We start from the raw sequence: 7,306 nt of genomic DNA on the forward strand, positions 1-7,306 counted from the left end.
GCGGCTCTTTTGCTAAAGAAAAAAGCTTTCTTGCACTGTATCTAAATTAAGTGTTTGTGTTTTTAACTTTAGTACTTCTTCAACTCTATCTGAAAACATACTTAATTTTTTATCGACATTAATAGGCTCTTTAAAATACATTGCTAACAACTCGTTAGATAGCGGGCTTTCATCGCCTAATACTTGCGCCCCATAATGCTCGCTTAATAAGTATTTATGATTATTTTTTAAAGAGTTTAAAGCATTAATGGCCAGTAATTTAGAATCCTGCGAGCCATACATTAAGTACTCTAAAGTAAACATACTCACCCGTTGCGAAAGCATTCTTTGTTGACCACTTACATTTACGAGTTTTCCAGTATCGGTTTGCGCTTCAATGACTTCATCAAGCATAAAGTGAATACAGATAGATAAAATTGCAATTACAGTTAAAGGAACAATATAAACAAAAGAGATAGCGCCATGCTTTTTATTTGTAAAATCAGTATTTACCATTTAATTGCTACTTATTTTAAAATTTTTAATGCTTTAGGATAGGATAGATTAAATATAAGATTTTTCACGTAATTAAAGTTTACAAGGTAGTTTGTGGCTTATTGAGATTTATGAAGTGCATAACCCAGTAGTTCAAAATACTTATTAAGCGCTTCATTTGCTTTATTAATATGCTCATTATCAGGGTAAATTAAATTACTGCTTTTTAAGCCACTAACCAAAAAGCTATTTTGAATAGTGCTGTGAGCATCTATGCAAGCTTCAAAGCAGCGCGCTGCTAACTCCTCAGGCATACTCATGTAGTTCATGTTATGCGCTTGGTCGTGTTTTATGCACGTTTGTACAAATTCATTCGCATCTTCCCCATCAAAATCTAAAAACACGTTTTTGTAAAAATCGTTGAGCGCACTATTAAGTGGGTGCGATAAATTTGGCGTATTTGAAAGCCACAGCTTTGAGGCAAATCCAAAGCGAGGTTTTGCATTAAATAAATGCTCGCTTATATGGTGATCAAAGGCATGAAACCATTCGTGAGCCAATGCGCCACCGCCGGCGTTTTTTGCTAAAGCAAGGGTTTGTGAAGCTGCGTTATAATGCGCTTGTACGCCTTTTTGACCGCCATGCCCAAAGGCAAAATTTAGTTTGCCGCGCAGGCCAATGGCTTTGGGTGGTAAATGTAATATTTGAGCAAGGTCGGCGAGGGCATCGTAAATTAAGTTTGCACTAATAAAATGCTCTTCTTTGGTCACCCATTTTCCTACAACCATAGATCTAAAGCCAAAGGTGTCTCTAATATCACTAAAGTCAACTTGGTCGTCAAAGCGGTAGTCAGGCCCTTTACGAGTGAATCCGCGTTTTAATCTGTTTGGGTAATTACGCATTTACGTTTAATGGTGGCTAATTTAAGTAACGTGCTTTTACGTGTTCGGGCATGTGTTGGGTTTGTTTTTGTATTAATTCGTCTAATAAATTGTAAAGCGGGGCAGGGTTTAGCTGCTCTATTAACAACAAACTATGTGCAACGGCCTCAAGCGTAGAAAGACTGTCGGCTCTGGGGGCTTTTCTAATAGCGTAACGGCTTTGCGGTAACTGCTTAAAGCTCACTGTTTTAAATTTAGTGAGTAGCGGGGTCAGCTGCAAAATTTTATAGGCTTTTTTCCAGGTGCCATCAATCACGATTAAATGCGTAATGTTACTTAAGGCTTGCTTTGGGTTTGTATCATCTAAGTTGGTGGCGTGCTCATTAGGGTAGAGCAGTACCGTGGACTTAACAGGTAAAGAGTTGAGCATGGCAAAGTCGGTGTTATTTTCCCCTTTGATTATTTTGCAGTCAGTTAGGCTCAAATTAAGCAATTTTGCCGTGTTTTTCGCTATTTTTTCTTCACTGGGGTGTTGTAGAATAACCACGCTAACTTTATTTGTTAAACGTTTAATGGCCCCGCATATACAGGTAGAGGGCGTAAACAAACAGCGTTCACAAACTTGGCGAGTCATTAATTAAACTTTTTATTGCGAGTGTATTTTGATAATTATACATTTATAAAGTAATAAAGTTGGATTTTTTTACGCATAGATATACAGTAATACTATTAATTATAAAATGACACGGAATGTTTAGAAGGGCTTAAAATATGACAGAAGTACAAATAGATGAGGCTGCTTTAGAAAGTATGCAGTCGTTACTTGGTGAGCAGTTTAAAGATACACTTGAATTTTGCTGCAGTGAATTTGAGCGCCTTGGTAATGAAGTAATTGCAACCATTGGTAACGATAAAGAAGCGGCGATTCGTCATGCCCATAGTTTAAAGTCGAACGCGGCTCAGTTTGGTGCCACGAGTTTATCTGATGTAGCCCGTGATATTGAGCTTAATCTCAATCAAGATAACTTAGCGCAAGCTGTTACGGCATCTACAGATTTATTGGCGCAAGTAAGTGGTTCGCAGGCCCAATTAAGAGCGTGGGTAGAGTCTAATTAATATTATTTGTTAACGTGAATTTATTTCAGTATTAAGCAACTAATTACGCTGGCATTTTACGCCTTTACTAGGGTAGTCTTAGACTTTACTAGGGCGTGTTTGGCCTCTCGATAATAAATTTGATCACGCATTGCCCAAGGGCCACCCTTGGGCTAGTAACACAATTTTACCGAGCCCATTAGGTTATAACCCTCGCATTGAACAAACCCACTCCTAGTTAATTATTTTTTTCCATAAAGCCAGTTCGCCCCAAAGAGGTAAAAATGTCAGATATTAAAAAGAGTCACAAATTAGAAGGTGTATGTTATGACATTCGTGGACCGGTTTTAGCGCAAGCCAAAAAAATGGAAGACGAAGGTCAAAAGGTACTAAAGCTTAATATTGGTAACCCTGCGGCGTTTGGTTTTGATATGCCAGAGGACATGCACCGCGATATTATTCGTAATTTGTATTCGGCCCAAGGCTACTGCGACTCTAAGGGGTTATATTCAGCCCGTGTAGCGGTTTATCAGCATTACCAGCAACGAGGTTTACATAACTTAGATGTAGATAATATTTATATTGGTAATGGGGTGAGCGAGCTTATTCAAATGATCACCCAAGCGTTATTAAATAACGATGATGAAGTGCTTATTCCAGCGCCTGATTACCCACTGTGGACCGCGTCAGTTAAATTAGCAGGCGGCAACCCTGTTCATTATTTATGTGATGAAGAGCAAGACTGGTTTCCGGATATTGCAGATATAAAAAGTAAAATTACATCTAAAACAAAAGCGCTTGTACTAATTAACCCTAATAACCCAACCGGCGCGGTTTATAGTGACGATTTACTTTTAGAGTTAATTAATGTGGCGCGCGAGCATAAGCTGTTATTGCTTAGCGATGAAATTTACGAAAAGATTTTATACGATGGCATCACTCACACCTCAATTGGTGCGTTATGCGACGATGTGCCCATTATTACCTTTAATGGCTTAGCTAAAACTTACCGTGCAGCGGGTATTCGAATGGGCTGGATGGTACTAAGCGGGCGCACTTCTGCAATGGAAGATTTACGCAAAGGGCTAGATATTTTATCGTCTATGCGTTTGTGTGCCAATGTACCCGCCCAGTATGCGATACAACAAGCGCTAGGGGGCGTGCAATCAATAGATAGCTTAATCGACCCAGGCGGGCGATTATATGTTCAGCGCGATATTGCTTGGCGTGGGCTTAATGCTATTGAAGGGATAAGCTGTAAAAAGCCAAAAGGGGCGCTTTACGCCTTTGCTAAAGTAGACACGGCTCATTTTAATGTCACTGATGATGAAAAAATGATGTTTGATTTACTAAAAGCAGAAAAAATATTATTAGTGCATGGGCGTGCATTTAATTGGCCAGAGCCTGATCACTTTAGGTTAGTGTTTTTACCTAACAAAGACGATTTATCGAGTGCGATGCTTAAAATGCAGCGCTTTTTTAAAGACTATCGCCAAGTTTAGTTAATTCCAACTAATGCGCTGTAAAATAAAAAACGAGCTTAAATAGCTCGTTTTTTATTTACGCGATAATGCTGATACGGGCTGTTAGTACGCGCGGTCAACTCTTACGGTATTATCACTTAAATAGACCAACCGTACGTTATCACCTTTACTAAAGCGCATTGACTGGTCTTGGTCTTGTACCACCATGTATTGATCGCCGTTTTCTACCTGAATCAATAACTCTACGAGGTGTGTTTGCTTATAATAGCTTTTTTGCTGATTATTATGCGCCACGCTTCCGCCAATGACTGAGCCTAAAATAGTGGCGACGGTACGACCGCTCCCACCACCAAATTGATTACCGACAACACCCCCGAGTAGGGCGCCGCCAAAGGTTTTCCAGCCATTGTTTTTGTCTTGCACAAGCTCTTGTTCGGTAATTTTACGTACAGATTTTACATCGCCAAATAAAACCTGTTGTACAGGCACGGCTTTGTTTCGCTCATAGTTCGCAAAACTTGGTGCACTGAGTGTAAGCAATGCACACATTGCTATGGTTAAGGCTTTCATAGGTGTCTCCTGATGGTGTTACGCAAAGGCAATATTTTTGCCTTTGCGTGGAAATGTATACCAATGCGAAAAATACTTAATCATTTTGCGGCGAACGTATCGCTACTTGCGTTAAAGATTCTCATTTAAAACAAATAAATAGCAATTTCCCCTAGGTATCAACGCGTTTATCCAGCCTCAAAATTGATCAGTTAATTAAGCGAATTGGTATTATTACCAACCAAATGTCGATTTTTCTTTCGTTTTACGAATTTCAGTTTCGTCTGCCCACTCGACTAGACCGCTTTGCATATCCATTAAGCGCATTGTAAATTTGTAATACACATCTGATTTATCAGCATTTGATTTAACAATGCTCGATAAGTTGCCGTACAGCATGTATTGCGCACCAATTTGTTTACCAAAGGCAACTGCGGTGGCAGGGTTTACAAGGGCATCTTCGTTTTGAAAGTTAAGCTGCTCACGTACTGATTCAACACGGGTCATGTCAACAAAACGAAACTTACCGCTGCGCAACAGTTGCGTAGAGATTGAGTCGGTAATAGATTCAGTGTCTATGTGTTCACTGGTTTTATTTTTAATGCGCTCAACAAATACCACAGGGCGTTTGTTTTGGGTCATTGTACCAATAACCGGCGAGCTGAGTAGTGAGTCGGTCATTTGGCTGGCTACTTTTTGTAAATCGGTAGAGCCAAAGTTTATATCGGTGGTTTCTACTGCTTGCGCGTCGCCATAACTAACTACGGCTTTATTGGCACAACCGCTTAAAATGAGTGCGCTAAGGCCAATAACTGCATAACTCGATAACGTTTTAAATTGTGTAGTGATCATTTTTATAACCCTTATTCTTTAAATTCTTGTGCGTCGGTAGACACTTCTCTTACAGCTAGCGAAAATGTAACCGCATCCGGTGTTGGCGCTAAGCCGGGTAATTGTGTTTTAGAAAAACCAAACAGTGTTAAGGCTTGCCAAGGTGAGTGGTTTCCTTTAATTACAAACCCGTCTTTGTCGTACCAATTAAACTGATACTGCAAATATTGCGACTTTTTATATTGGCTGCTTAGTGTTACTACCACGTCGGTTAACTGGTTTGTTTGGCGTGTTTTAACATCGGTAATGGCAAGCTTTTCACCTAGAGCAGGATTATCAACATGTAACTGCTCGTTAAATGTATTTTTGCTTTGCTCAACCGAAATGCCTGATGTATCAGGTTGGCTTGCACATGCCCCAAGCATTAATGCAGCCACTAATGGCAAAGTATATTTCATGATGACTCCTAGAGTTGAACCACATGGTAGTTAAAATAGTTATTAATAGAGGTTAGGTAAATTAAGGTTAACCCTTGCTTACTAACGGTAAAATTAATAGGCGCATGGTTGCCTATTAAAAGTGTATGCGACCCTGCATTTAAACTTCTACGTGCCATGCTTATTTGATTAGGTAAAGTAAGCCAACTGCGTGTATCGGCCTGCTCAGACGCCAAATTATAAATATTAGCAATAATATTGCCTACATCACCTGTGCTACGAGCAAGCTCTGCGCGCACTTTTTCTTTGGCTACTAAGCGTAATACTTGCCTAGATACGCGAGCCGGTATTTGTTGCTCTAATGTTTTAGCCGCTAATGCTTCTATATGCACTAATGGGTTGAGCTCTAAATTTAGCGAACCTATATTTACGCCATTAATATTAGCTATAAACGCATTATCTTTATAAACTGGCATTGCTAAACTGTAAAAACGCGCATCACCACCTGAGGTATAAATAGGCAAGCGTAATTTAAATTCATCTTGTTTGGGCACTAAGCCTTGTTCAACCAATATAACCACTTCACCGTGATTAGCATGAAGGGGCTTTATTGGGCTAAAGCGGCGCTCAAACTCTTCTAAATCTTGGTTAAAACCTTGCTTTTTAGCTAATCGCATTACATCTTGCTGTAAGTAGTGATTGTCAGGTTGAATCTCTAATGCTTTTTTATAATCAATGTAGGCATCATCGTATTGTTTATCACTTTGGTACAACAGTGCAGATAAATAAAACGTAAAGGCATTTTGAAAACCATTTTTAATACCGCGTGTCACATTACTCATACTTGGGTAATGCTGTTGTGCTTGCTCTATTGTGTCGTTTATTTGTGTTTTATTATCTGCAAGTGCATCGACTTGTACTTTGTTAGCGCGACGTATTTCAACCAAGGCGCCTTCTAAATCACTGTTGTATACATAATTAAGTGCTTTGTAGCTATGTAGCATGCTCATTTCATATGCCGGTGGTACATAGGTAATGGCAGAGTCGTTAGTAAATAAGGCGTTACTTTGTTCAAGCCCTGCACTTAATTGAATTTTTGCTGCTTCTCGTTTTGTTTGTACCTGGGCGTATACATTTTCAAATTGTTGCTGTGAAAGACTTTGCTCGTTAGCAAGGTCTTTTAAACGGGCTTGCTCTAATTGGTTAAGTAAATAGCTACTGTGTAACTTACTATTGTTGGCAATAAGTGATTGAGCCTGTTCAATATTGTTATTTTTAATTGCGTTTCTTACAGGCGTCATTTGGCTTGCATAGTCGTTAAATAAATCATTAAAGCCTATGGTGCTGCATCCACTTAATATAAAACAAACACTTAAAATTATACTTTGGCGCACTGAGCACTCCTATATAGTTAGGTTTTAAAGATTAACATACTCTGGTTTTGGATTTGTGTGAAATAGTGTAAAAAAGCGTAGCCTAATTTAGGGCATATAGACCTGTGAAGATTGAAAATTATTCTCCCCAAGGTCATCGCGCGTTAGTTAAATTACGTGTA

9 protein-coding genes are annotated in these 7,306 nt (G+C 39.2%); 2 read left to right on the forward strand and 7 right to left on the reverse strand.

Annotated elements, in window-relative coordinates; all coding sequences use genetic code 11:
• Nucleotides 1–12: 12 nt before the first annotated feature.
• From B2R65_RS00450 to B2R65_RS00460, 3 genes are all read right to left on the reverse strand, one after another.
• Nucleotides 13–495: a type IV pili methyl-accepting chemotaxis transducer N-terminal domain-containing protein gene (locus tag B2R65_RS00450; protein ID WP_286740034.1), complete on the reverse strand. Its 483-nt coding sequence runs from the start codon at nt 493–495 to the stop codon at nt 13–15.
• Between the two features lie 98 nt (nt 496–593).
• On the reverse strand, nt 594–1,376 hold the full coding sequence (locus tag B2R65_RS00455; protein ID WP_286740036.1) for a CLCA_X family protein: 783 nt from the start codon (nt 1,374–1,376) through the stop codon (nt 594–596).
• A gap of 16 nt (nt 1,377–1,392) precedes the next feature.
• Nucleotides 1,393–1,989, reverse strand: coding sequence for a tRNA-uridine aminocarboxypropyltransferase (locus B2R65_RS00460; RefSeq protein ID WP_138578228.1), 597 nt, complete (start codon nt 1,987–1,989; stop codon nt 1,393–1,395).
• Between the two features lie 137 nt (nt 1,990–2,126).
• Between B2R65_RS00460 and B2R65_RS00465 the strand changes: the two genes are divergently transcribed.
• The gene (locus tag B2R65_RS00465) at nt 2,127–2,471 is read left to right on the forward strand and encodes an Hpt domain-containing protein (protein ID WP_004587765.1); all 345 of its coding nucleotides are present in this window, start codon (nt 2,127–2,129) and stop codon (nt 2,469–2,471) included.
• Nucleotides 2,472–2,734: 263 nt separating this feature from the next.
• Nucleotides 2,735–3,952, forward strand: a complete 1,218-nt coding sequence (locus tag B2R65_RS00470) for a pyridoxal phosphate-dependent aminotransferase (protein ID WP_004587766.1) — start codon at nt 2,735–2,737, stop codon at nt 3,950–3,952.
• 84 nt (nt 3,953–4,036) lie between these two features.
• On the opposite strand, the gene B2R65_RS00475 is transcribed toward B2R65_RS00470, so the two are convergent.
• From B2R65_RS00475 to B2R65_RS00490, 4 genes are all read right to left on the reverse strand, one after another.
• Complete coding sequence (locus B2R65_RS00475; protein WP_004587767.1) at nt 4,037–4,504, reverse strand: outer membrane lipoprotein; 468 nt, start codon at nt 4,502–4,504, stop codon at nt 4,037–4,039.
• A gap of 213 nt (nt 4,505–4,717) precedes the next feature.
• Complete coding sequence (gene lpoB, locus B2R65_RS00480) at nt 4,718–5,335, reverse strand: penicillin-binding protein activator LpoB (protein ID WP_024032666.1); 618 nt, start codon at nt 5,333–5,335, stop codon at nt 4,718–4,720.
• Nucleotides 5,336–5,346: 11 nt separating this feature from the next.
• Nucleotides 5,347–5,772, reverse strand: a complete 426-nt coding sequence (locus B2R65_RS00485) for a YcfL family putative periplasmic lipoprotein (protein ID WP_024032667.1) — start codon at nt 5,770–5,772, stop codon at nt 5,347–5,349.
• Nucleotides 5,773–5,780: 8 nt separating this feature from the next.
• Nucleotides 5,781–7,145 carry a COG3014 family protein gene (locus B2R65_RS00490; protein ID WP_286740041.1) on the reverse strand — a complete coding sequence of 455 codons (1,365 nt, stop codon included), beginning with the start codon at nt 7,143–7,145 and terminating at the stop codon, nt 5,781–5,783.
• Between the last annotated feature and the right edge of the window lie 161 nt (nt 7,146–7,306).

Source organism: Pseudoalteromonas sp. UBA2102 (genome assembly GCF_002331165.1).
In the GTDB taxonomy this organism is placed as follows: Bacteria; Pseudomonadota; Gammaproteobacteria; order Enterobacterales; family Alteromonadaceae; genus Pseudoalteromonas; species Pseudoalteromonas atlantica.